20 protein-coding genes are annotated in these 21,616 nt (G+C 57.4%); 13 read left to right on the top strand and 7 right to left on the bottom strand.

Annotated elements, in window-relative coordinates; all coding sequences use genetic code 11:
- Positions 1–105 precede the first annotated feature (105 nt).
- A complete protein-coding gene (locus tag FOI68_RS12785) occupies positions 106–1,254 on the top strand; it encodes a phosphodiester glycosidase family protein (protein WP_185973942.1) in 1,149 nt (382 codons plus the stop codon).
- Positions 1,255–1,498: 244 nt separating this feature from the next.
- Here the strand turns inward: FOI68_RS12785 and FOI68_RS12790 are convergent, their stop codons facing one another.
- Together FOI68_RS12790 and FOI68_RS12795 are read right to left on the bottom strand one after the other, a co-directional pair.
- Complete coding sequence (locus FOI68_RS12790; RefSeq protein WP_143863406.1) at positions 1,499–1,975, bottom strand: DUF4362 domain-containing protein; 477 nt, start codon at positions 1,973–1,975, stop codon at positions 1,499–1,501.
- 89 nt (positions 1,976–2,064) lie between these two features.
- Positions 2,065–3,249, bottom strand: a complete 1,185-nt coding sequence (locus tag FOI68_RS12795) for an ROK family transcriptional regulator (RefSeq protein ID WP_044897056.1) — start codon at positions 3,247–3,249, stop codon at positions 2,065–2,067.
- A gap of 255 nt (positions 3,250–3,504) precedes the next feature.
- Here FOI68_RS12795 and xylF point away from each other — a divergent pair, with 255 nt between their 5' ends.
- The 7 genes from xylF to xylA all read left to right on the top strand — a co-directional run bounded on the left by xylF (position 3,505) and on the right by xylA (position 12,222).
- Entirely contained in the window at positions 3,505–4,611 is a 1,107-nt protein-coding gene (gene xylF, locus FOI68_RS12800; RefSeq protein ID WP_143863407.1) for a D-xylose ABC transporter substrate-binding protein, read from the top strand.
- A gap of 63 nt (positions 4,612–4,674) precedes the next feature.
- Positions 4,675–6,216: a xylose ABC transporter ATP-binding protein gene (locus tag FOI68_RS12805; RefSeq protein ID WP_143863408.1), complete on the top strand. Its 1,542-nt coding sequence runs from the start codon at positions 4,675–4,677 to the stop codon at positions 6,214–6,216.
- The gene (locus tag FOI68_RS12810) at positions 6,185–7,321 is read left to right on the top strand and encodes a sugar ABC transporter permease (RefSeq protein ID WP_231558734.1); all 1,137 of its coding nucleotides are present in this window, start codon (positions 6,185–6,187) and stop codon (positions 7,319–7,321) included. Before FOI68_RS12805 ends, FOI68_RS12810 begins: the two co-directional genes overlap by 32 nt.
- A gap of 39 nt (positions 7,322–7,360) precedes the next feature.
- Positions 7,361–8,353 (top strand): Gfo/Idh/MocA family protein, encoded by a 993-nt coding sequence (locus FOI68_RS12815; protein ID WP_143863409.1) that lies wholly within the window; start codon positions 7,361–7,363, stop codon positions 8,351–8,353.
- A gap of 26 nt (positions 8,354–8,379) precedes the next feature.
- Complete coding sequence (gene xylB, locus FOI68_RS12820; protein WP_143863410.1) at positions 8,380–9,924, top strand: xylulokinase; 1,545 nt, start codon at positions 8,380–8,382, stop codon at positions 9,922–9,924.
- A complete protein-coding gene (locus tag FOI68_RS12825; protein ID WP_143863411.1) occupies positions 9,921–11,021 on the top strand; it encodes a M24 family metallopeptidase in 1,101 nt (366 codons plus the stop codon). Before xylB ends, FOI68_RS12825 begins: the two co-directional genes overlap by 4 nt.
- A 31-nt stretch (positions 11,022–11,052) precedes the next feature.
- Entirely contained in the window at positions 11,053–12,222 is a 1,170-nt protein-coding gene (gene xylA / locus FOI68_RS12830) for a xylose isomerase (RefSeq protein ID WP_044897062.1), read from the top strand.
- 185 nt (positions 12,223–12,407) lie between these two features.
- On the opposite strand, the gene FOI68_RS12835 is transcribed toward xylA, so the two are convergent.
- The 5 genes from FOI68_RS12835 to FOI68_RS12855 form a co-directional block, all read right to left on the bottom strand.
- On the bottom strand, positions 12,408–13,805 hold the full coding sequence (locus tag FOI68_RS12835) for a sodium:solute symporter family protein (RefSeq protein ID WP_143863412.1): 1,398 nt from the start codon (positions 13,803–13,805) through the stop codon (positions 12,408–12,410).
- Between the two features lie 3 nt (positions 13,806–13,808).
- On the bottom strand, positions 13,809–14,774 hold the full coding sequence (gene speB / locus FOI68_RS12840) for an agmatinase (RefSeq protein ID WP_029100736.1): 966 nt from the start codon (positions 14,772–14,774) through the stop codon (positions 13,809–13,811).
- Between the two features lie 27 nt (positions 14,775–14,801).
- Positions 14,802–16,133: an aspartate aminotransferase family protein gene (locus FOI68_RS12845; RefSeq protein WP_143863413.1), complete on the bottom strand. Its 1,332-nt coding sequence runs from the start codon at positions 16,131–16,133 to the stop codon at positions 14,802–14,804.
- Between the two features lie 57 nt (positions 16,134–16,190).
- Positions 16,191–17,567, bottom strand: a complete 1,377-nt coding sequence (locus FOI68_RS12850; RefSeq protein WP_143863414.1) for a sigma-54 interaction domain-containing protein — start codon at positions 17,565–17,567, stop codon at positions 16,191–16,193.
- 224 nt (positions 17,568–17,791) lie between these two features.
- On the bottom strand, positions 17,792–18,622 hold the full coding sequence (locus tag FOI68_RS12855) for a copper amine oxidase N-terminal domain-containing protein (RefSeq protein WP_143863415.1): 831 nt from the start codon (positions 18,620–18,622) through the stop codon (positions 17,792–17,794).
- A gap of 316 nt (positions 18,623–18,938) precedes the next feature.
- Here FOI68_RS12855 and FOI68_RS12860 point away from each other — a divergent pair, with 316 nt between their 5' ends.
- From FOI68_RS12860 to FOI68_RS12880, 5 genes are all read left to right on the top strand, one after another.
- Positions 18,939–19,223, top strand: coding sequence for a DUF4183 domain-containing protein (locus FOI68_RS12860; protein WP_143863416.1), 285 nt, complete (start codon positions 18,939–18,941; stop codon positions 19,221–19,223).
- Positions 19,224–19,379: 156 nt separating this feature from the next.
- Entirely contained in the window at positions 19,380–19,784 is a 405-nt protein-coding gene (locus FOI68_RS12865; protein WP_143863417.1) for a DUF4183 domain-containing protein, read from the top strand.
- A 128-nt stretch (positions 19,785–19,912) separates the two neighbouring features.
- Positions 19,913–20,326: a BlaI/MecI/CopY family transcriptional regulator gene (locus tag FOI68_RS12870; RefSeq protein WP_029100731.1), complete on the top strand. Its 414-nt coding sequence runs from the start codon at positions 19,913–19,915 to the stop codon at positions 20,324–20,326.
- Positions 20,327–20,329: 3 nt separating this feature from the next.
- Complete coding sequence (locus FOI68_RS12875) at positions 20,330–20,980, top strand: M56 family metallopeptidase (RefSeq protein ID WP_143863418.1); 651 nt, start codon at positions 20,330–20,332, stop codon at positions 20,978–20,980.
- Positions 20,981–21,039: 59 nt separating this feature from the next.
- A complete protein-coding gene (locus tag FOI68_RS12880; RefSeq protein WP_255433463.1) occupies positions 21,040–21,447 on the top strand; it encodes a DoxX family protein in 408 nt (135 codons plus the stop codon).
- Positions 21,448–21,616 lie beyond the last annotated feature (169 nt).

Here is a 21,616-nt window from a genome sequence, read left to right on the forward strand (position 1 = left end):
GGAAACATGCAAAGCGTTCACGCGGTGCCACAAATGGAAAAACATGATAAAATAATCCTGTTTTTTGAAAGAGGGAAAAAAGTTTCGGAACAGGTGAAGGTAGAGATGAGAATGGGGAAATGGCTAGCAACCATGGTTTTGCTCGGCGTGCTTGTCCTGCCGGCGCAACTGGCCGCGCAGGGAGCGCCGCAGACGAAGGATGTATCCGCGAGCGTGATGGCGGGAAGCAAGAAGGTTTCCACGTCCGCCGGAAGCCGAACCGTCCAGTTCGTCACGATCAACCTCAACGATCCCCGGCTGGAAGTCCGTCCGGTTCTGGCGCGGGACGAGCTGGGCAGGACGGAAAGCCTGGCGGGGATGGCGAAACGAACGGGGGCATTGGCCGCCATTAACGGATCGTTTTTCATGGCCTACAACAAGGGGGACTACAAGCCGCCCTGGGGGTTGATCGTCATTGACTACGAGAAGAAACACGACGGCGTCAGCGGGTCGTCCATCGGATTCAACGGAAACGCCCTGCCGGTGATCGACCGTTCCTCCCGGTTTGATGCGGATTCGTTTCAACATGTCACCAGTGCGGGCCCCACGTTGGTGAAAGACGGTAAAATCGTCGTCAATCCGGTCGCGGAGGGAATGAACGATCCGAAGCTGACCAAGGCAAGCGGACAGCGTTCGTTCATTGGCTACACGGCGAACCATCAACTGGTGATGGGAACGGTCCCCAACGTCACCCTGGCCCAATTGGCCGGCATCTGCCAGTCGATGGGACTGGTGGCGGCGATGAACCTGGACGGCGGAGCGTCGTCCGGCCTTTACGCGCATGGAAAGCTGCTGACGGCGCCGGGCAGGGAATTGAGCAACGCCCTGGTGGTCGTCCCCCGAAAAGCCGCCCCCATCCAGGTCATGCGGCAAACAGAGCGGATTTCCTTCCTCACTCCGCCCGTACTGATACGCGGGAGCATCTACGTTCCGACCGCGGAGGCCTTCGAGAAACTGGGGGCGGCCGTTCACGTTGACCAGCAGGACGGCGCACTGGTGGCAGCCAAAGAGGGAACGGTCATCCGAATAACGAAACAGGGGAAGGTTTTCCGGGATGGAAAGGCGGTCCCCCTTTTGGTAGAAAAGAGAATGATTGCCGGCACGGAGATGGTCCCGCTCCGGCTGGTGGCGGAGCTGCTGGATGGGGAAATCGAGTGGGATCAGCAGAAACGCATCGCAACCATTCGGAAGAAAGGAGGCGCGCCGTCTCCATAAAGGTCCGGTCAGGTTGCCGGGGGGCATCCCCCGGCTCGGACTGAGGACAAACCGAGGGGAGCGGAGGAGAAGCATGCTGCCAGGCGGAGCGACTTGCGAAGCTCTACCGGGCGGAGCGGCGGTCTGCGCGAAAACGGAGCGCCCCCTCTGTACAAGGACTACCGGGCCTGACCGTTTGTTTCTGGTGCCTGTTTCCGTTCCTCTTTGGATGTCGCGATTGCAATGATATCCTTTGCCAATGCGGTCATGGTTTTTCCGTCTTCACTCTGATCGCATTCGGCCCAGTTGAACTCACGAATGGCCCCGTTATCGTCAACAACTCCATGGTCCCGGTATTTCCCGTACAACCCGTCAGTGTGTACTGCAGCAGCGTATCGGTTTCCTTCCGTTCCAGCGCATCGCAGAAATAGGTTGCAACTTCTCCTTTGCCGAACTGATCTTCCGTACTATCCAGGCAAAATTCAATTTTTTTATTTTGATAGGACAAGTCATGGAAGATGGGATCGCCTTCGATGGTGTATCGGATCAACCGCAGCGTCGCAGGTTGATTGCGGGATACGCTGGCAATAAATTCGTCCATTTTTTCCAAATGTGTTACGCCGCCGTGCATATCAATCACGTCCCCATTTTCCGGACGAACGTGACTGCTGCACCCCAGCATGAGCAGGCAGATGAACACCCACAGAACAAACGCCGTTCGTTTCGGGAGTTTTACGGACATCCCGGTCCCCCCTCGTCTTCGTCAAACGTCGAGTTGAAACGTTTTTTACGTTGACGCGTGCATGCCACAAAACGTTTCGAGGAGGCGGGCTACAGGGAAATCCGCGTGTTGGCAAAGAAGTCGTCGATCGCAAAGGAAACGGCGCCAAATACGGCCGAATGCATGTTCAGGCCGGAAAACTGGATCCGAAGCTGCTTGCGACTGTACGCAAGCGACCGGTTTTCCACGACCCGTGTGATCGGGTTGATCAGCCACTTTTCCGCGGAGGTCATTCTGTTGCCGATCACGATCAGTTCCGGGTTGAACGTGTTGATGATCGTCGTGAGACCGAGGCCGATGTATTCGCCCACCTGGTTGAACAGATTGATCACCTCGTGATGGCCTTCATCGGCCAGCGTGACAAGATGGGCGAGCGTGATCTCCGGTTCGTTCGGGGCCGGGGGAATCGCCAGGGCTTTCGCCTGTTCGAGCAGAGCGTTTTCAGAGGCGTACAGCTCCCAGCATCCCCGGTTGCCGCAGCGGCACTTTTTGCCGTTGGGCTCGATCGGAATGTGCCCCATTTCACCGGCAAACCCGCTGCATCCCTTGTACAGCTCGTTGTTGATGATGATCCCCGTACCGATCCCGATCCCCAGGCTGACGTAGACGGAGTGGGCAATCCCTTTGCCGACGCCGAATATCTTTTCCCCCATCGCGCCTGCCTTCGCTTCGTTGTTGATCGTGACCGGCAGTTGAAAGTGACCTTGGATGATGCTCTTCACATCGACGTTTTCCCATCCCAGATTGGGCGCGAACAAAATCTGCCCATGCTCGTCGACGATGCCCGGCACGGCGATGCCAATCCCGACAATGCCGTATTTGCTGGGCGGCGCTTGATCGATCAGGGCCTGGATCGTTTGCTTGAGCAGGTCAACAATGTTCTCAAACGAGAGGTTCGCAATCGTCAGCATCGTTTCCTGCACGATATTCCCCTGCAGATCGGTGAGCACGGCGAGCAGGTAGTTGACGCCGATGTCCACGCCGATGGCATGGCCCGCGGTCGTGTTGAACAAAAGCATGAGCGGTCTGCGCCCGCCCTTGGACTGCCCCAAACCGATCTCGTACGCAAACTCCTCCTGAATCAATTCATTGACAAGCGACGATACCGTTGATTTATTCAGGCCGGTTACTTCCGAAATTTGCGCCCGCGAAATGGGGCCATTCTTTTTAATCGTCTCCAGCACGATCGATTTGTTGATCTTTTTCACCAGAAATTGGTCGCCAGTTTGCAGCATGTATCTCACCACTTTGTTTATCGGATATACCAATTATACATGAAAATTTTCCAAAAATCACGTTGATTGTGCGAAAATGACATACATTTCAGCAAAAATCCTCTTGTATTCCCTTGTATTCCGTTGATTCGCCCGATGATTCGCCGTCGCTAGACAATCACGAAAATTTTATTAGTTTGTCGGTTGAACAAAGTAAAGGTGGATGATATGATAAGGGTACACATTCGCGAAAAATTGGGAAAAAGGGGAATCGTCATGAAGAAAAGGGGCAGATTGTTGTCTGGTGCAGTGAGTCTTTTCCTGTTGGCCTTTGCCGTCGCGGGCTGCGGCCAGGATGCGCGGCCGCAAACTGAAAGCGCTGCCAAACCGGGCGAATCGCAAAGCCAGCAAGCGGCGGCGGGCAAAGTCATCAAGATCGGTCTTTCCATTGATGACCTGCGGCTGGAAAGATGGCAGCATGACCGGGACATTTTCATCGAAAAGGCAAAGGAGCTGGGAGCCGAAGTGGACGTGCAGTCGGCCAACGGCGATGACGCCACACAGTTGGCCCAGGTGGAAAACATGCTGTCGAAAGGCGTCGACGTGATCGTCATCATTCCGCACAACTCCGAAGCGATGGCAGCGGCAGTGGACGCGGCCCGAAAGGAAAACGTTCCGGTATTGGCCTATGACCGTCTCATCACCAATTCCGACGTGTCCGCCTATGTCACCTTCGACAACGTGCGCGTTGGCGAGATGCAGGCCGAATCCCTGACCAAGCTGGTCCCCAAAGGGAACTACTTCCTGCTGGGCGGTTCGCCCACCGACAACAACGCGAAGCTTTTCCGCAAAGGGCAGATGAACATCATTCAGCCGTTGGTGGACAAGGGAGACATCAAAATTGTCGGCGACCAGTGGGCAAAAGACTGGCAGGCGGACGCCGCGCTGCAGATTATCGAAAACGCTCTCACGTCGACCCACAACAACATCGATGCCATCGTCGCGTCCAATGACAACACGGCGGGCGGCGCCATTCAGGCCCTGGCGGCGCAGGGATTGGCCGGCAAGGTTGCCGTTTCCGGCCAGGATGCCGACCTCGCCGCCGTCCAGCGGATCGTGGAAGGCAAGCAAACGATGACCGTCTACAAGCCGATCAAGGCGATCGCGACCAAATCGGCGGAAGTGGCCGTAAAATTGGCCAAAGGCGAAAAGATTGAAGCGACGACCACGATGAACAACGGCAAAGTGGACGTGCCGACGATTCTGCTCGATCCCATCCAGGTCGACAAGAACAACGTGATGGAGACGATCATCAAGGACGGGTTCCATTCGTTTGAAGACGTGTATAAAAACGTTCCGGAAGACCAGCGTCCGAAACGGTAGCCAGGTCATCAGCAGGGGGAGCCTGCCTTCCCCCTGCTCCCAACCATCTTCGGGGGTGATAGCATGTATGCGCTGGAAATGAAATCGATCACCAAGGAGTTTCCCGGCGTTCGCGCGCTTGACCGCGTCACCTTTTCCGTAAAAAAGGGGGAAATTCATGCGCTGTGCGGCGAAAATGGCGCAGGCAAGTCAACCTTGATGAAAGTGTTGAGCGGGGTGTACCCCGACGGCACGTTTACGGGGGACATCATCGTCAACGGCCGGAAGCAGCGTTTCAAAAGCATCAAGGATTCGGAGAAGGCGGGCATCGCCATCATTTATCAGGAGCTGGCGCTCGTCAAAGAGATGACGGTCGGGGAAAACATCTTTCTCGGAAACGAACCGAAAACGTTTGGCGTGATCGACTGGGATACCCTTTACCTCGAGGCGAGAAAATGGCTGAAATCGGTTGGGCTTGAGATCAATCCGGAAACAAAAGTGAAGAATCTGGGCATTGGCCAGCAGCAGCTCGTGGAAATTGTAAAGGCGCTGGCAAAGAACAGCGACATCATCATTCTGGATGAACCGACCGCGGCGCTGACGGAAGCGGAAGTATCGCTGTTGATGGAGATGCTGCGGCAGCTGCGGAAAAAAGGCGTCACCTGCATTTACATCTCGCACAAGCTGAACGAAGTTATGTCCCTCGCCGATTCCGTCACGGTCTTGCGGGACGGCAAAACGGTCGCGACTCACCCGATCGGAGAGCTGACGGAAGAGAAAATCATTTCGCTGATGGTGGGACGGACGTTGACGGAACTCTTCCCGTACGAGCCAAAGCAGCGGGGCGAAAAAGTGCTGGAGGTAAAAAACTTCTCCGTCTACAGTCCGTACCAGAACAAACAGGTCGTCCGGGACGTGTCTTTCTCGCTCCACAAGGGAGAGATTCTGGGCATCGCAGGCTTGATGGGAGCGGGACGGACAGAGCTGTTTACCAGCATTTTCGGCGCGTACGAGGGGAAGAAGCAGGGCGAAATCCGGATCGACGGAAGGCCGGTAATTATCAAAACCCAGCGGGATGCCATCGAGAGCGGGATCGCGTACGTCTCGGAAGACCGGAAAAAATACGGGCTGGTCCTCGACATGAGCGTCCGGAAAAACGCGACGCTGGCGGCACTGGACAAAATGATCAGGAACGGCGTCATCGATGAAGCGGCAGAGGTGAGCACGGTCAACCGTTTCATCGAAAAATTGAAGGTTAAAACGCCCGGCCTGGAAGCAACCGTGAACAACTTGAGCGGGGGAAACCAGCAAAAGGTGGTTCTCAGCAAGTGGCTGATGAACGAGCCGAAAATCCTGATTCTCGATGAGCCGACACGCGGCATCGATGTGGGCGCAAAATACGAAATTTACAAACTGATCAACGAATTGGTTCGGCAGGGAATGGCCGTCGTCATGATTTCGTCCGAACTGCCCGAAGTGCTGGGCATGTCGGATCGCATTCTGGTCATGGCGGAAGGGAGGATCGTCGGCGAATTGACGCACGAGGACGCAACGCAGGAAAAGGTCATGATGTACGCAACCGGGGGTGGGGCAAGTGGAAAAACAGAAGCTGTCCTTTCGATTTGACATTCGCGCATACACGCTGGTCATCGCGCTGATTTTCATCGCAGTCCTGTTCACGGTGCTGACGGACGGCGGATTTCTGACCTCGCGCAATCTGTCCAACCTGTTCCGGCAGATGTCCGTGATTTCCATTCTGGCGATCGGCATGACGCTTGTCATCGTGGCGGCGCAGATTGACCTGTCGGTTGGATCGATTGTCGGGCTGACCGGCGGGATCGCGGCAATTCTCCAGGTGTGGTACGACTGGGGAACGGTTCCGGCGGTGCTGGTCGCGATCCTGGCCGGAGCCGCCATCGGGCTCCTGCAGGGGTGGCTGGTCGCCTACAAGGCTGTGCCCGCCTTCATCGTCACGTTGGGCGGGATGATGGTGTGGCGCGGGGTGCTGCTTGGTGTCAGCAAAGGGGAAACCGTGGCCCCTTTGCACGAGAGTTTTGTGCAGATTGGCCAAAGCTATCTGCCCTATGTGTGGGGGTATGTGCTGGCGGCGATCATGTGTGCGGCCATTTTTTACGGAACGGCGCGCAGGCGCCAAAAACGCGCCCGCCTTCAGCTTCCCCTGAACAGCGCGGCGAGCGATTACGGCAAAGCGTTCGCCTACGCGGTCATCCTCATGGGCTTCACCTATATGATGAACCGCTATTACGGCATTCCGATCCCCATGCTGATCGTGCTGGTGTTGGGTCTGGTGTTCCTGTTCATCTCGACGAAAACGGGATTTGGCCGCTATCTCTACGCCATCGGCGGCAATCCGGAGGCGGCCCGCTTTTCCGGCATCAACATCAAGGCGCACATGCTTTCGGTTTTCGTGATGATGGGGGCGCTGGCCGGCGTGGCGGGCGTCGTGTTGACGGGCCGGCTCAATGCGGCAACGGTGGGCGCAGGTCAAAGTTTTGAGCTGGACGCCATCGCGGCGTGCGTGATCGGCGGAACCAGCCTGGCCGGCGGAACGGGCAGCATTGTCGGCTCGATCATCGGGGCGCTGGTCATGGTCAGCCTTGACAACGGCATGAGCATGATGAACGTGCAGCCCTTCTGGCAGTACATCGTCAAGGGTTCGATTCTGGTCTTCGCGGTATGGCTGGACATCGCCACCAAGAACAAATCGTAAGCAGCCTGGCAAACTTTTTGCGGAAAGGATGGAGAAAACATGCGCACCGTGAAATGGGGGATTCTGGGGACGGCGCGGATTGCCCGGGAACAACTGATCCCGGCTTTGCAGCGGGAGGGGCACAGCGAAGTTGTCGCGATCGCGAGCAAAAGCGGAAAGGCGCGGGACGTGGCTGACCGCTTCGGGATTCCCGCCGCCTACGACGACTATGAAGCGCTGCTGGGCGATCCGGCGGTGGAAGCGGTCTACATTCCGCTGCCAAACGGGCTGCACAAGGAATGGGCCATCAAGGCGGCCCGGCACGGAAAACATGTGCTGTGCGAAAAACCGTCGGCGCTGACCAGCGCAGAAACGCGGGAGATTCTGGAGGCCTGCCGCGAACACAACGTGATCTTCATGGAAGGCTTCATGTACCGCCACCACCCGCAGCATCAGCGGGTAAAAGAAATCATGCAGTCCGGGGAAATCGGCGAGGTGGTCCTGTTCCGCGCTTCGCTCCACTTCCTGCTCGAAGATGTGGAAGGGGATATCCGCATGGACCCGGCGCTGGGCGGCGGCAGCCTGTATGACGTCGGCTGCTACTGCATCCATTCCGCCCGCCACATTTTGGGGGAGGAGCCTGTATCCGTCTTTGCGCAGGGCCGCATGCACGAACGGCGGCAGGTGGACACGCTGGTTACCGCCCTGCTTCGGATGAACAGCGGCGTGCGCGTCGTGTTTGACTGCGGTTTCGAGACCGTTTTCCACAATCAATACGAAGTGGTGGGAACGAAGGGGACGATACGCGTTCCGCGTGCGTACCGGCCTGATCTTCAAGGCGGCGAAGGGCTTGTGATCGTGACGACGGACGATGGCCGCGTGCGCGAGGAGAAAATCATCGCCGATCAGTACGTCCTCGAAGTGGCCGAGATGAACGAAATGATCGTGTACGGCAAGGCCGCCGGGTATTCTCACGAGCAAATGATCAACAACATGCGGGTGATCGACGCCTGCTATGAATCGCTGCGGACAGGAGAAATCGTCGCCTTGTGACCGAAGCGTGAAAGGAGGCAGCACAGATGGGATTCTTGTTGGGCATTGATGTCGGAACCTCCGGCGTGAAAACCTGCTTGTTTCGGATGGATGGATCACTGCAAGCGGCGGCGAGTGCCGATTATCCGCTCCTGCAGCCAAAGCCGGGATGGGCCGAGCAGCATCCCGAAGACTGGTGGCGGGCGGTGAAGCATACCATTCAGGACATCATCAGGAAGGCCGGGATCCGGCCGGCGGATATTGCGGGGATTGGGCTTTCCGGTCAGATGCACGGGCTTGTGCTGCTCGACCGGAGTGGGAACGTGCTGCGCCCCGCCATCATCTGGTGCGATCAGCGCACGCAGGCGGAAGTGGAGTGGATGGAGGAGAAGATCGGGCGGGACGCCATCATCCGGATGACGGCCAATCCACCGCTGCCCAACTTCACCGCGACCAAACTGCTCTGGGTGCGGGAACATGAACCGCAGGTCTATGAAAACATCGCCAAGGTCCTGCTGCCGAAAGATTACATCCGCTACAAACTGACCGGCGAATGGGCGACGGAAGTGTCGGATGCTTCGGGGACCCTGCTGCTGGATGTGGCCCACCGCCAATGGTCCCGGGACATGCTGCGGCATCTGGACATTCGCCCCGAGTGGCTGCCCGCCGTGTACGAGTCGCATGAAATATCGGGCCGCGTCTCCGCCGGTGCGGCGCAGGAGACGGGATTGGCCCAGGGAACGCCGGTTGCGGGCGGGGGCGGCGACCAGGCGGCGGGCGCTGTCGGCAACGGCATTGTCAGGACGGGCATCGTCTCCGGCACGATTGGCACCTCCGGCGTGGTTTTTGCCTGCACCGACAAGATCGTCACCGATCCGAAAGGTCGCCTGCACAGCTTTTGCCACGCTGTTCCGGGAAAGTGGCATGTGATGGGCGTGACGCAGGCGGCGGGCGGCTCGCTTCAGTGGTTCCGCAATCAATTTGGCGATGTGGAACGAAGCGCTGCGTCGTTTTTGCAAAAAGATCCGTACGAATTGTTTTCGGAAGAGGCGGAACATGCGCCGGTAGGGAGCGAGGGGCTGCTGTTTCTCCCTTACCTGATGGGTGAACGCACGCCGCACCTGGACCCGTTCGCAAAGGGCGCCTTTGTGGGCATCACCGCACGCCACGCAAAAAATCACTTCATTCGCGCGGTGATGGAAGGCGTGGCGTACAGCTTGTTGGACAGCATCGAACTGATGAAGGCGCTCGACATGGACATCTCGCATGTCCGGGCGTCGGGCGGAGGGGCCCGCAGCCGCGTGTGGCGGCAAATCATGGCCGATATTTTCAATCGTGAGGTGGACACGGTGGAAGCGAACGAGGGGCCGGCATTCGGAGCGGCGCTGTTGGCCGGCGTGGGCACCGGTGTGTACGGCAGCGTGGAGGAAGCCTGCGAGGCGGCCGTTCGCACCGCGGATCGGCTGCTGCCCGTTGCCGCCCATGTGCCGGTCTATCAAAAGTACTACGCCGTGTACCGCCGGCTGTACGGCGATCTGCGGGAGAGCATGCACCTCCTGCACAAGCTGGTGGAAGAGGGAGAGCAGGGATGAGGCGGCAGGAAGACATCGACTGCAAACTTCAGCGGGTTCGCCGCTTTTTGCAGGAAAAGGAACTGGCAGGTGCTTTTTTCATGAGCCGCGCTTCCTTTGCCTGGATCACCAGCGGCGGAGACAACCATGTACCGAGCAGCTCGGAGCAGGGGGAGGCGGGTGTTCTGGTCACGCCGTCAGATTACATCGTCGTGACCAACAACATCGAAGCGCCGAGGCTTCGGGCCGAAGAATTGGTCGGGGTTGACGCGGCGTGGATGGAGTACCCCTGGCATGAGCAGTTGGTCGATGTGCTGTCCCGTGCGGCCGAACCGGGGCGGATCGCTTCGGATGTGCCCATAGAAGGCTGCCGCTACATGCCGCATGAGCTGGCTGCGCTGCGCTTCACGCTGACAGCGCTGGAAGTGGAGAGAATCAAGGAACTGGGAGCGGCGGCCGCCAGGATCACCGAAGAGATCTGCTTCGGGTTGAAACCGGGGGTTACCGAGCGGGAAGTCGCGGCTGGCCTGAATGCCGCGCTGATGAAACACGGCCTCGATCCAACCGTCACCCTGGTCGCCCACGATGAGCGGATCGCGCGCTTTCGCCATCCGATCCCTACAGAAAAGCCGCTGCAGCGGCACAGCATGGTCATTTCCTGTGCGAGAAGGTACGGGTTGATCGTCGCGCTGACCCGCATCGTGCATCTGGGACCGGCGCCTGATTCCCTGCTCGCCCTGCATGAACGGGTGGCGCAGATCGACAGCGTGATGATGGATGCCAGCCGGATCGGCACCCCCTATCGGGACGTGCTGCGGCGGGGCATGGAAGCTTACGCGGAAGCCGGATACGGGAATGAGTGGCGGCTTCATCATCAAGGGGGACCGCTTGGATACGCCAATCGCGACGTTCTCGTTACCCCTGACACCCCCGGATTGATTCAGGACGGTCAGGCTCTGGCCTGGAATCCGTCGATAACCGGGAGCAAATCCGAAGATACGATCCTGGCGGAAGAAACCGGCCCCACCATCCTCACCAGGGGAGGCGGCCATTGGCCGATGATCGAGTGCCGCGTACAGGAGCGAATCTATGCCCGCCCGGCCATTTTGCAATTGTAGTTTCCATATTTGGACCACAGGAGGAGTTATCATGACAAACGCATACCAACCGACACCTGAAGACCGTTTTACCTTTGGCCTATGGACGGTTGCCAACCCGGGGCGGGACCCGTTCGGCGATGCCGTCCGGACCGGGTATTCGCCAGTGGAAGCCGTGAAAATGCTGGCAGAAATCGGCGCCTATGGCGTCAGTCTGCACGACAACGATCTGGTTCCGATTGACGCAGCACCCGGCGAGCGGGACCGGATCGTGAACGAATTCAAGCGGGCGCTGGAAGAGACCGGCATGAAACTGCCGATGGCCACGGTCAACCTGTTTACGCATCCGGTGTTCAAGGACGGGGCGTTCACCTCCAACGATCCGCGTGTACGGGCCTACGCGATTCAAAAAACCACCGACGCCATCGATCTGGGCGTGGAATTGGGCGCCTCCATTTTCGTGCTGTGGGGCGGACGGGAAGGAACGGAAGTGGATGCGTCCAAGGACGCCGTCGAGGCGATGAAGCGGTATCGCGAAAGCATCAACTATCTGTGTGAGTACGCACGCGACCGCAAATACGACATCAAATTCGCGCTGGAAGCGAAGCCGAACGAACCGAGAGGGGACATTTACACGCCGACGACGGGCGCCATGCTGGGATTTATCGCCACGCTGGACCATCCGGACATGGTCGGGGTAAATCCGGAGGTGGCCCATGAGAGAATGGCCGGCCTCAATTTCTACCACGCGGTGGCGCAGGCGCTCGAATGCGGCAAGCTGTTCCATATCGACCTGAATGACCAGAAGTCGGGCCGTTTTGACCAAGACCTGCGATTCGGCTCGGAAGACGTGAAGAACAGCTTCTTCCTCGTCAAACTGCTGGAAGATTACAACTATCAGGGGCCCCTGCATTTTGACGCCCATGCCTATCGCACTGAGGATCTGGAAGGCGTGCGCGAATTTGCCAAGGGCTGCATGCGGACGTACCTGATCCTGAAGGAGAAAGTGAAGCGGTTCAACAGCGATCCGGAGATCCAGGGACTGCTGCAGGAATTGAAACATCATGACGCAGGCGTTCCCGGATTCGACTTCACGTACTCGCCGGCCAAGCACCAGGCTTTGAAAGCCGCTCAGTTCGACCGCGACGGGATTGGCGAAAAAGGACTGGCCTACGAGAAGCTGGATCAGCTCACCATGGAAATCATCCTGGGCGTGCGTTGAGCGGCGGCACGGCGAACATGAGCGGTTGAGCGCTGGTACGACAAACCGGCATCGCAAGGAAAACAAGGAGGCTGACATCCCTGGATACATGGGGGATGTCAGCCTCTTTCCCTTGCGGCTCTCCATTCCGGTTCGCGGCGGGAGCGTGTCCCGTCACTTCAGGTTCGCGGCGGAAGCGCGTCCCGTCACTTGACCGAATGGACGTTGTCGGAAACGCTCGGGGCGGTTGCGTACGTCATGCCGATCATCACGGCCAAACTGACGGCGATGCCGTACATGATCGGGTTTGTCGAGCTGAGTCCTTCGATCGCCAATCCGGCCAGCACGACGACGGTGCCGGCAATGATCGAGGAAAAGGCCGCTTTCGCTGTCGCTCCCTTCCAGAAGTATCCGACCACGAGCGGAACGAATATCGCACCGGATAAAATGGCGTACGCCACGTCGAGAGCGACCAGCACGTCCTGAATCCAGATCGAAAAGACAATGGCGAGCGCGCCGATGAACAGCGTCGTTACCCTGGACAGCCGCAGCAGCCGCCGATCGTCCATGTCCCGAAACCAGTACGGCTTTAGGATGTCGTGGGTAAGCAGCGTGGAGGAAGCGAGCAGCGTCCCGGAGGCGGTCGACATCAGCGCGGAGCAGACGCTGGCCAGGACGATGCCCAACACCCCATTGGGCAGAATGGAGATGGCCATGTTGGCGAACGCATTTTGCGGGTTTTCCAGATGGGGGAGGGCAATGAATGCGCACATTCCGACGATGGTCAATGAAACCGCATACAAAATGCTGTAGACGCCGGCCAATACGGACCCGGTACGGGAAATCTGCAGCGTGCGAGCGGTAAAGACGCGCTGCCAAATATCCTGGGAGACCACCATGCCGAGCGCGTAGAGCAGGAAATATTGAAGAATTTGACCACCGCCGATGGCGGTCAGATCAAAATGGGCGGCAGGCAGTCTGGATGCCAGTTGATCCCATCCGCCGACATGCGACAGGCTCATCGGCAGCATGATCAGGAAAACGCCCGCGGTCATGACGATGAATTGGATGATGTCCGTTACCGTTACGCTCCACATGCCCCCCAAAATCGTATAGAACAGCACGATTCCGCCGCCGACGATCATCGAGAGGGTCATGTCCCAGCCAAGCAGCACGTTGATGATGGTGCCCATCCCGATCACCTGCGTCACGGCTACCATCAGCGTGTAAATCGCCGCCACCAGGGCACTGACGAGCCGGGTTTCGGCATTGTAGCGCTTGCCCAAAAACTCGCTGATCGTCGTTACGTTGGACTGGGATATCCGCTTGGTGAACAAAACGCCAAGGAGCATGATGCCTACCCCGATCATGGTGACAAACCACATGCCCGAAATGCCGAATGTGTAGCCCAGCTTTGTCGTGCCGATGGTGGAGGCCCCGCCCAAAATGACGGCGGACAGACAGCCGAGATACATGAACATGCCCAGGTTGCGCCCCGCCAATGCGTACTCTTCCGTTGTCCGGGCACGCTTGGAGCCGACGACGCCCACTGCAATCAGCGACGCGAAATACAGCAGAATGACGATCGTATCGACGCTGTTCATCCTTTATCCCTCCAGGTTTTCCTGTTTTCGGCGCTGTTTCCATGCGATCAGGCTGATCATTTCGTACGCCACGGCCGCGGCCAGTCCGGCCGTAATTTCGCTGGGGTCGTGTGACGGCAGGACTTCGACCAGATCAAAACCGACCAGATGAAGGGTGTCCAGTCCTCTCACCAGTTGAATCGCTTCATAGCTGGTAGGCCCGCAGACTTCCGGGGTTCCTGTGCCCGGTGCGTACGCAGGATCGACGAAATCGATGTCAAACGACACGTACGCCGGCCGATCGCCCACCCGCTGATGGATGCGGCGGATTGCCTGCTCACAGCCGATGGCGCGCAGTTCGCTCATCGGCATCACTTCAAAGCCAAGCGCCCGGGCGTCGTTGATGTCTTCCGGTCCGTAGAGCGGTCCGCGCATCCCCACCTGTATCGAATGGGACGTATCGATCAATCCTTCTTCCACCGCCCGGCGGAACGGCGTTCCATGCGTGTACTTTTCGCCAAAATAGCTGTCCCATGTGTCCCCGTGGGAGTCGAAGTGAATCAGGGCGACTGGACCGAATTTTCTGGCAAATGCGCGCAGGCTGCCGAGCGAAATCGAGTGATCCCCGCCCAGAATGACGGGGGTCACGTCGTTGTCGATGAGCGAAAACAGTTCCCGCTCCATGATGTCGTATGTCTTGTGAATGTTGAACGGAACCACGTCGATATCGCCGTAATCGACACCGGAGCAGTATTCAAAGATATGGATGTCTTGATCGGGATTGTACGGGCGAAGCAGCACCGAAGCGTTCCGAATATGCTGCGGGCCGTACCGCTGACCGGTTCGGTTGGACGCCCCTGTGTCAAAAGGGACGCCCACCACCGCGAAGTCGACTCCGTCCGTCGTCCGCACCTGCTCCAACCTCATGAACGTGCGCACGCCGCAGAAGCGGGGGGATTGGGATGAATCCTTGGGTTTGTACGCAACCATAGCCGGCCTCCTTGTGTGAAAGGTTCGTTACACGGCACTGCTGCCGATGCACAGCGTTTCGTGTTCGTATTCCGTGATGGCTTCGTCCAGCATGCGCAGGCCGAAGTCGATTTGCTCTTTGGTAACGGTGAGCGGAGGAATCATGCGGATGACTTCACCGCGGTTCCCGCACAGGTAGAACAACACGCCTTTGCTCAGGCACTTGTTTAGAATCGTCATCAATCCCTCTCCATTGGGAGCGTTCGTGCGGGGATCCACGATTTCGATGCCGATCATCAGCCCGACGGCGCGGATGCTTCCGATCGTCGGGTGTTTCTGCTGCAAGCGGCAAAGCTGTTCCCGGGCGTAGCTGCCCATCACGCGCGCGTTTTCCACCAGGTTCTCTTCTTTCATCACTTCCAGCGTGGCCAGAGCCGCCGCGCAGGCGATCGGATTGCCGCCAAACGTGGTGCCGTGGCTGCCCAGCGGCCACTGCTTCATCAAGTCGTGGGAAGCGACCGTGGCACTGAGCGGAAGGCCGGACGCAATCCCCTTGGCAATCGCCATGATGTCGGGGGTGACCCCGAAGGTTTGTGCGGCAAACCAGTTTCCGGTGCGGCCAAAGCCGGTCTGCACCTCGTCGAAAATCAACAGGATTCCGTGCCGGTCGCAGATCTCCCGGAGCTTTTTCAGCCAGCCCTTGGGCGGAACAATGTAGCCGCCTTCGCCGAGAACCGGCTCGACGATCGCGCAGGCCACTTCTTCGGGCGTTACCTGATGGGCGAACAGCGTCTCAAAATCCTTTTCCAGTCGTTCCGCGCAATACGCGTCGGGGTCCGCCCCGGCCGGACACTCCTCCACCCTTGCGTAGGGGAGCTGGTAGGTCAAGCCGCCGGGCTGCAGAAATTTTCGGTACTTGCTTTTGGATGTCGTCACGCTCAGGGAACCCATCGAACGACCGTGAAAGCAGCCGAGAAACGAGATGACATAGGGGCGTTTCGTCACGTGCTTCGCCAGCTTGATTGCCCCTTCGATCGCTTCCGTGCCGGAATTGGCAAAGAAAAAGCAGTCCAGCCCAGCCGGGAGCACGGTGGTCAATTCCTTGGCCAGACGCAGGATCGACTCGTAAATGACGACGCCGGACGGACCGTGCACCAGTTGGTCCGCCGCCTGCTTGATCGCCTCCACCACTTTCGGGTGGCGATGCCCGGTGTTGGCTACGGCAATGCCGGATGTAAAGTCCAGGTAGGTTTTGCCGTCCAATCCGTAGTAATATTCTCCTTCCGCCTTGACCACCGGCAGATTCGGGTGGTCTTTGGCCATGCTTGGCGCCAGCAAGGCATGCATCTGACCAACCAAATAACTCCAATCGCTTGACATGCTGCAACCCTCCTCGTGTGTCTGCCGGGAAAGAGTTGCAAGTTTCGTTCCAACCCCCTACGTGATTCCGTGTTTTTTTAATTTCCGCACCACGGACGGCTGGCTGATCCCCAACGCCTGCGCCATTTTCACCGTGGTCTTGTGCGTTCGTTTCGCCTTCAGCAGAACCTGCCGTTCGACGTGATCCAAAATGTCCTGCAGCGGCCGATTTTCGTGCACATCAAACAGCGGCAGATCGTATCGCCGGTTGATGTACTCCGGAAGCAGATCGACCGTCACCACCGGGGAGGAAGACGTGACGACCAGCCGCTCGATTACGTTGATCAATTCCCGCACGTTCCCTTTCCACTCGTAATAGATCAAGCGGTGGATCACGGCTTCGTCCAGCGTCCGTTTCCGGTTGTATTTTTGCTCAAACTGGCTCAAAAAGTACTGGATCAGCGGCAGGATGTCCTCCGTTCTCCTGCGCAGCGGCGGAATGGTAATCGGCACGACATTGAGGCGAAAATAGAGGTCTTCGCGAAAGGTTTTCTCGATCACCGCCGCTTCCAGGTCCCTGTTGGTGGCGGCAATCAGACGGAAATCCGCCTCCCGTTCCCGGGTGCCGCCCAGCCGGAAGAATCGCCTCTCCTGAATCATCTTCAGCAGTTTGACCTGGTTGATCAGCGACAGTTCGCCCACTTCGTCGAGAAACAGCGTCCCGCCGGAAGCCAGCTCGGCCAGCCCCATCTTTCCTTTCGGGTTGGCCCCGGTAAAGGCACCGCTCTCGTACCCGAACAGTTCGGCCTCAAACAGTGCATCGGGAATCGCGCCGCAGTTTACCTCGATAAACGGTCCCTTGGCGCGTCCGCTGTGGTTGTGAATAAACTTGGCGATATGCGATTTGCCCACCCCGGACTCGCCGAGCAGCAGGATGGTGGCATCCACTTCGGCCACCCTGAGCGCGGTGTCGATCACGTTTTTCATTTCCTCGCTGTTGGCGATGATTCCATCCGCATGCAGATGCTTGTTTCGCAGCATGTCCAGCTCGCTTTTCACGCGCTCGATGTCTTCTTCCAGCACCTGCAGGTAGTGCTGCAGGTTGATCAGCTCCGTCACGTCGTGGGAGTAGCTGACGATAAAGATCAGCTCGCCGTTGGGGTGAAACACCGGGATGCCCGTGACCAGGAGCTTTTTCCGCTTGTTTGTCGTCTGCACCACGGTGATTTTCTTTCGTTCCTTGATGACCATCGGCGTGACAATCGGCGTGAACAGCCCTTCCTTTTCCAGGTCGTACACCGATTTGCCGATCAGGTCCTTTGTGTCCACATCGTAAATCTGCCCGGTTTTTTCAGTGGCCCGCACGATGATGCCGTCCGTATTCGTGACCAGCAGATCGTCCTTGAGCGACTGCAAGATGGCCAGGTCTTCGCTCCACGTGTGTTGATCACTCACGTCGCTGTCCCCCTTTGCTTGCGTCCCTTATCCATTTTTGAATAGATGCCGGCTGTACGCTTTCATGTGGCGGTGAGTTTGCCGTACAATTCCTTGCTATACGTTTTTGTATAATTATTCAGGATTGAATCATGTTCGTCAATTTGCAGATGATTCCCTGGGGGGAGGGCTATGAATCAAACCAAAACCGGACAGCAAAACACTGTCCGGTTTCATGTTCGTTGCTAGTCTTGCACGAATTCGATTGATGTTACCTGGAATTGATCCTGCACAAACTGATAGGTGATGTGAAAATGTCCCAAAAAATGTGCGGGTGACAGCTGCGCGGGAACCCGGGCAAGCAGCGTGTTTCCCTGCGTTTCATAGGTCACAATGCCGCCGAATCCGACGGACGAAAACCAGGTGGACGGTGCCGCGGGGATTTTGTTTGCGGTGATCACCGTTGTTTTTCCGCCAATCGAAATCTCGACTTGTTCCCTGGCGACCTTGCTCGTCACGTTTTGCTTCACTGTCTCGACCGGATCAGGAACCCTTCGTTCCTCGAATGTATCCGGTTGAAGTACGTGGATGTCCTGTGTCAGCGCCCCGGTTCCATATCCTGTCGTCAGAATGATGATCAGCTCGTTTTTTCCGTCCCCCGTCAGGTCTCTGGAATCAATCTTTGGTGCATAGGTTGGGTTTGTCACGTTTTTCCAGTCGACCAGCTTGAATTGGCCCTTGTGTTCCACGAGCAGCGGAGCATACTGGCCATCTTTTTCTTTCAGGGCATAGAGCGTGGTCTGATCAAGAGGCAAACGGGCGATCGGTTTCGGCCCTTCCGGCTTCCTGACGATCACCGACTTTTGTTCGCTGTCCCATGTCACTTCAGCTCCTATCGCCTCCGACACCGCTCGCACAGGAACCATGACGCGTCCGTTGATGATCTGCGGCGCCACATCCGTTTCGACTTTGTTTCCGTTGACGATCAGCGTGATGGCATCGGTGTTTTTCGCAAGTGCCCAACCGCCGGCAGCTGTCAGTGAGGCGCACAATGCAGCCACTGCCCATTTTTTCATCGGAATCGGCCATCCCCTCGCTTGGTTTGCACAAACAAACAATCCCTATTATAGCTATCAATCCCTGCTATTTCCAGATCGCGAGCGGCGTCGTAACGCAGTGGGTGTCAAGTCTCATGCTGCTGAAAAAGGACCTGTCCGCGTGAAGCAGGGCCGAACAAGAGTCCCTGTACGCGGCTTTCAGGAGGCGGCATGTGGTTGCACGGCGAAAATTCCGCGTTTCTCCGATAACGTTTGTCCGTTTCAGAAGAAAGAAAGATAGCATTGTATAGCATTGTGAAAGGATCCTTTCACGATCAAAAAAGGGGGTGAAACCATGCCGATCATCAAGCCGTTTATGACCTCGCTGCGGTTTACGTCCACGATTGGAGCCGGAACGGGCACGGGGGCCACGTTTGCGATTGCCGCAACCGCCTTCAACGACGACGCAGGCGCGGCCGCCACGGCGTTTCCGAGTTCGTTTGCTTTCTACAACCTCTACATCAACGGCGTGCTTCAGCCGGGGAATACCTCGACCGTCACCACGACATCCATCACCATTCCGGATGGCGATGCCGAAAACCCCGCTACGCCGGTTATTGTTGAGTTTGTGGTAAACTAGGCACGGGTTGGGGGAAACAGGGCTTACACGAGGGCTGGATTGTATTCGGGTCAGCCCTTTTCTCCTGTTTCAGAAAGGATCAACTCCCAAAGTTCCAGCCTGCCGACAAGCGGGAAAGAGGAACAGCAGGGTCATGTTGGAAAAGGAGGTTCACCCATGAATAATCGGGTCAGACATTATGTGGTCACAAGGGACATCAACCCCAAAAATCAGGCGGGGTGCAGTCCGCTGGCGTTGATGGGGCCGTTGGGCTGCCCGCTAATCTTTCCGCGCCAACCGTCTGCTCCGCAGAGTCCGACACTGCTGAGAGGCGAAACGTTCCAATATACGGCGATTGCTGACGGCGTAAGAAACGTGTATACCAGCGGCGATGCGGTGCCCCAGTTCAGTACATCCGGCATTCTTGATCCCGGCACGTTCACGTTCGCCAGTCTATTTATCAATGGCATACTCCAGCCGCCCCACTCCTATGTGATTCAGCCGGGCACCCTGATCCTGAGCGACGTTCCGGTACAAGGCGCTCCGATTATCATTCAATTTGTGAGAATCATCTCTCAATAATTTCTCCTTTGCCGGGATTGAATCGTAAGCGGAGAGGGCAGGGGAACTTCGTCCTTTCCTTCGCTTTTGGAAATACTTGACAACTGCGTATCACAGCACTACAATCTGTAGTGGGAGGTTGTACCATCATGAAAATTCTCACCTTCAAATGTCATGAGAGGGGGCTGAACCGGTTCTTCGGACCGCTGGAAGCAAAGGTGATGGATGTGCTGTGGAGCGGTTCGGAAATGAGCATAAAGGACGTCCAGAAAAAGCTGGAGCGGGAGAAACACCTGAATTTCAACACCGTCATGACCGTCATCAACCGTTTGGTGGAGAAGGGGGTCCTGGTGAAGCGAACGGAGGGAAGAACTTCCCTGTACCGTCCGGTGCTGTCGCGGGAGGAATTCATGGAGACGCAATCCAGGGAATTGACGCATGAGCTGATGGATGAGTTTGGTCCGCTGGTGGTCAACCACATGCTCGACGCCTTGGAAGAAGTGGATCAGGAACTTCTGGACAAGCTGGAAGAAAAACTGAAGCAATGGAAAAAGGAAACGTAAGCGATGTGGGAAAAGCGATCAAAGGTGATTGTCAGGCAGATCGTCCTCTCTGCGAGAACCTATAAGCGATTGCGGCATCTTCGGCATGAAGGGCACTGTACCGCGCTCAATCAAGCGTTTTGCCGCAGCGGGGGGGAAGATGCGATTCTGGTGGTGGAACACCCGGCACCGGTTGCCTTTACGATGGGCATGTGGAAGCCCCGCATTATCCTCTCCACCGGGTTGGTGAAGCTGCTTGACCACAACGAGCTGAAAGCGGTCATCTATCACGAAATGTATCATCAAAAGCATCGGGACCCGGTCAAAACGTTCGTCTTGTCCCTGGTCGCTGCGGTGATGTGGTACCTGCCGATCCTCAAATGGTTCAGACATCACTACAACATCGCCAGGGAAGTGCTGGCGGATCATTACGCGGTGAACCGGCTGGGATCGGGGCAGGACCTGGGAGGCGCCCTGGTCAAAATGCTGAAATACGGACGAACGGCTACGGTGCAGGCTGCCGTCTCCTTTTCCGACACGTCGATTAACTACCGGATCCTGCGGCTGCTCGACCCGGACATGGACATTCCGTTGAGGCTGCCGTTTGCGCCGACGATGATTTCGGTGCAGGTGCTGCTTTTGCTGTGTTCCCTGTTTCTGATCGAATTCTCCTGAATTTTTTTTGGCCGCTTACACTACAGGTTGTAGTTAGAAAATAATAGGGGGAAATGGCGATGATTCAACAAAACGGATTCGGCTCTTTCATTGTTCGCGTGGTGCTGGGGGTGATCTTTTTTGCGCATGGCCTGCAGAAGTTTCAAGGCGGCCTCGACAAGACGGCAGGGTTCTTTGAAAGCGTCGGCATCCCCGGCTTTCTGGCCTATGTCGTGGCGTTTCTCGAAGGGATCGGCGGCATCTGCCTGGTGCTTGGCCTGGGCACGCGGATCATCGCCGGGGCTTTCGTCGTCATCATGCTGGGCGCGATTGTTACCGTAAAGCTGAAAGGCGGATTTCTCGGCGGGTACGAATTGGACGTGGCCCTGATGGCGATGGGGCTGCACCTGCTGATCAGCGGCAGCCCGGCGCTTGCGCTGGACAACCTGTTCCTTGGGCGGTCCAAGGAAACGGAGCAGCGGGCGTAGCGATTGCACCGGTGAGACCATGAACGGAGGGGCATCCCCCTCTTCAGACTGTAGGCAAACCGATTGTATCGAAGGAGAAGCATGTTTCCAGGCAGAGCGACTTGTGAGCCCAACCGAGCGGAGCAGCGATTTGCGGGAAAAAGGAGCGCCACCTCTGAATGGGCTGCAA

Origin of the sequence: Brevibacillus sp. LEMMJ03 (assembly GCF_007197875.1) — a bacterium.
GTDB lineage: Bacteria > Bacillota > Bacilli > Brevibacillales > Brevibacillaceae > Brevibacillus > Brevibacillus thermoruber.

Coding starts and splice junctions, on each gene's coding strand:
- FOI68_RS12785 (WP_185973942.1), top strand. CDS start 106: ATGAGAATGGGGAAATGGCTAGCAACCATGGTTTTGCTCGGCGTGCTT.
- FOI68_RS12790 (WP_143863406.1), bottom strand. CDS start 1,975: ATGTCCGTAAAACTCCCGAAACGAACGGCGTTTGTTCTGTGGGTGTTC.
- FOI68_RS12795 (WP_044897056.1), bottom strand. CDS start 3,249: ATGCTGCAAACTGGCGACCAATTTCTGGTGAAAAAGATCAACAAATCG.
- xylF (WP_143863407.1), top strand. CDS start 3,505: ATGAAGAAAAGGGGCAGATTGTTGTCTGGTGCAGTGAGTCTTTTCCTG.
- FOI68_RS12805 (WP_143863408.1), top strand. CDS start 4,675: ATGTATGCGCTGGAAATGAAATCGATCACCAAGGAGTTTCCCGGCGTT.
- FOI68_RS12815 (WP_143863409.1), top strand. CDS start 7,361: ATGCGCACCGTGAAATGGGGGATTCTGGGGACGGCGCGGATTGCCCGG.
- xylB (WP_143863410.1), top strand. CDS start 8,380: ATGGGATTCTTGTTGGGCATTGATGTCGGAACCTCCGGCGTGAAAACC.
- FOI68_RS12825 (WP_143863411.1), top strand. CDS start 9,921: ATGAGGCGGCAGGAAGACATCGACTGCAAACTTCAGCGGGTTCGCCGC.
- xylA (WP_044897062.1), top strand. CDS start 11,053: ATGACAAACGCATACCAACCGACACCTGAAGACCGTTTTACCTTTGGC.
- FOI68_RS12835 (WP_143863412.1), bottom strand. CDS start 13,805: ATGAACAGCGTCGATACGATCGTCATTCTGCTGTATTTCGCGTCGCTG.
- speB (WP_029100736.1), bottom strand. CDS start 14,774: ATGGTTGCGTACAAACCCAAGGATTCATCCCAATCCCCCCGCTTCTGC.
- FOI68_RS12845 (WP_143863413.1), bottom strand. CDS start 16,133: ATGTCAAGCGATTGGAGTTATTTGGTTGGTCAGATGCATGCCTTGCTG.
- FOI68_RS12855 (WP_143863415.1), bottom strand. CDS start 18,622: ATGAAAAAATGGGCAGTGGCTGCATTGTGCGCCTCACTGACAGCTGCC.
- FOI68_RS12860 (WP_143863416.1), top strand. CDS start 18,939: ATGCCGATCATCAAGCCGTTTATGACCTCGCTGCGGTTTACGTCCACG.
- FOI68_RS12865 (WP_143863417.1), top strand. CDS start 19,380: ATGAATAATCGGGTCAGACATTATGTGGTCACAAGGGACATCAACCCC.
- FOI68_RS12870 (WP_029100731.1), top strand. CDS start 19,913: ATGAAAATTCTCACCTTCAAATGTCATGAGAGGGGGCTGAACCGGTTC.
- FOI68_RS12875 (WP_143863418.1), top strand. CDS start 20,330: ATGTGGGAAAAGCGATCAAAGGTGATTGTCAGGCAGATCGTCCTCTCT.
- FOI68_RS12880 (WP_255433463.1), top strand. CDS start 21,040: ATGATTCAACAAAACGGATTCGGCTCTTTCATTGTTCGCGTGGTGCTG.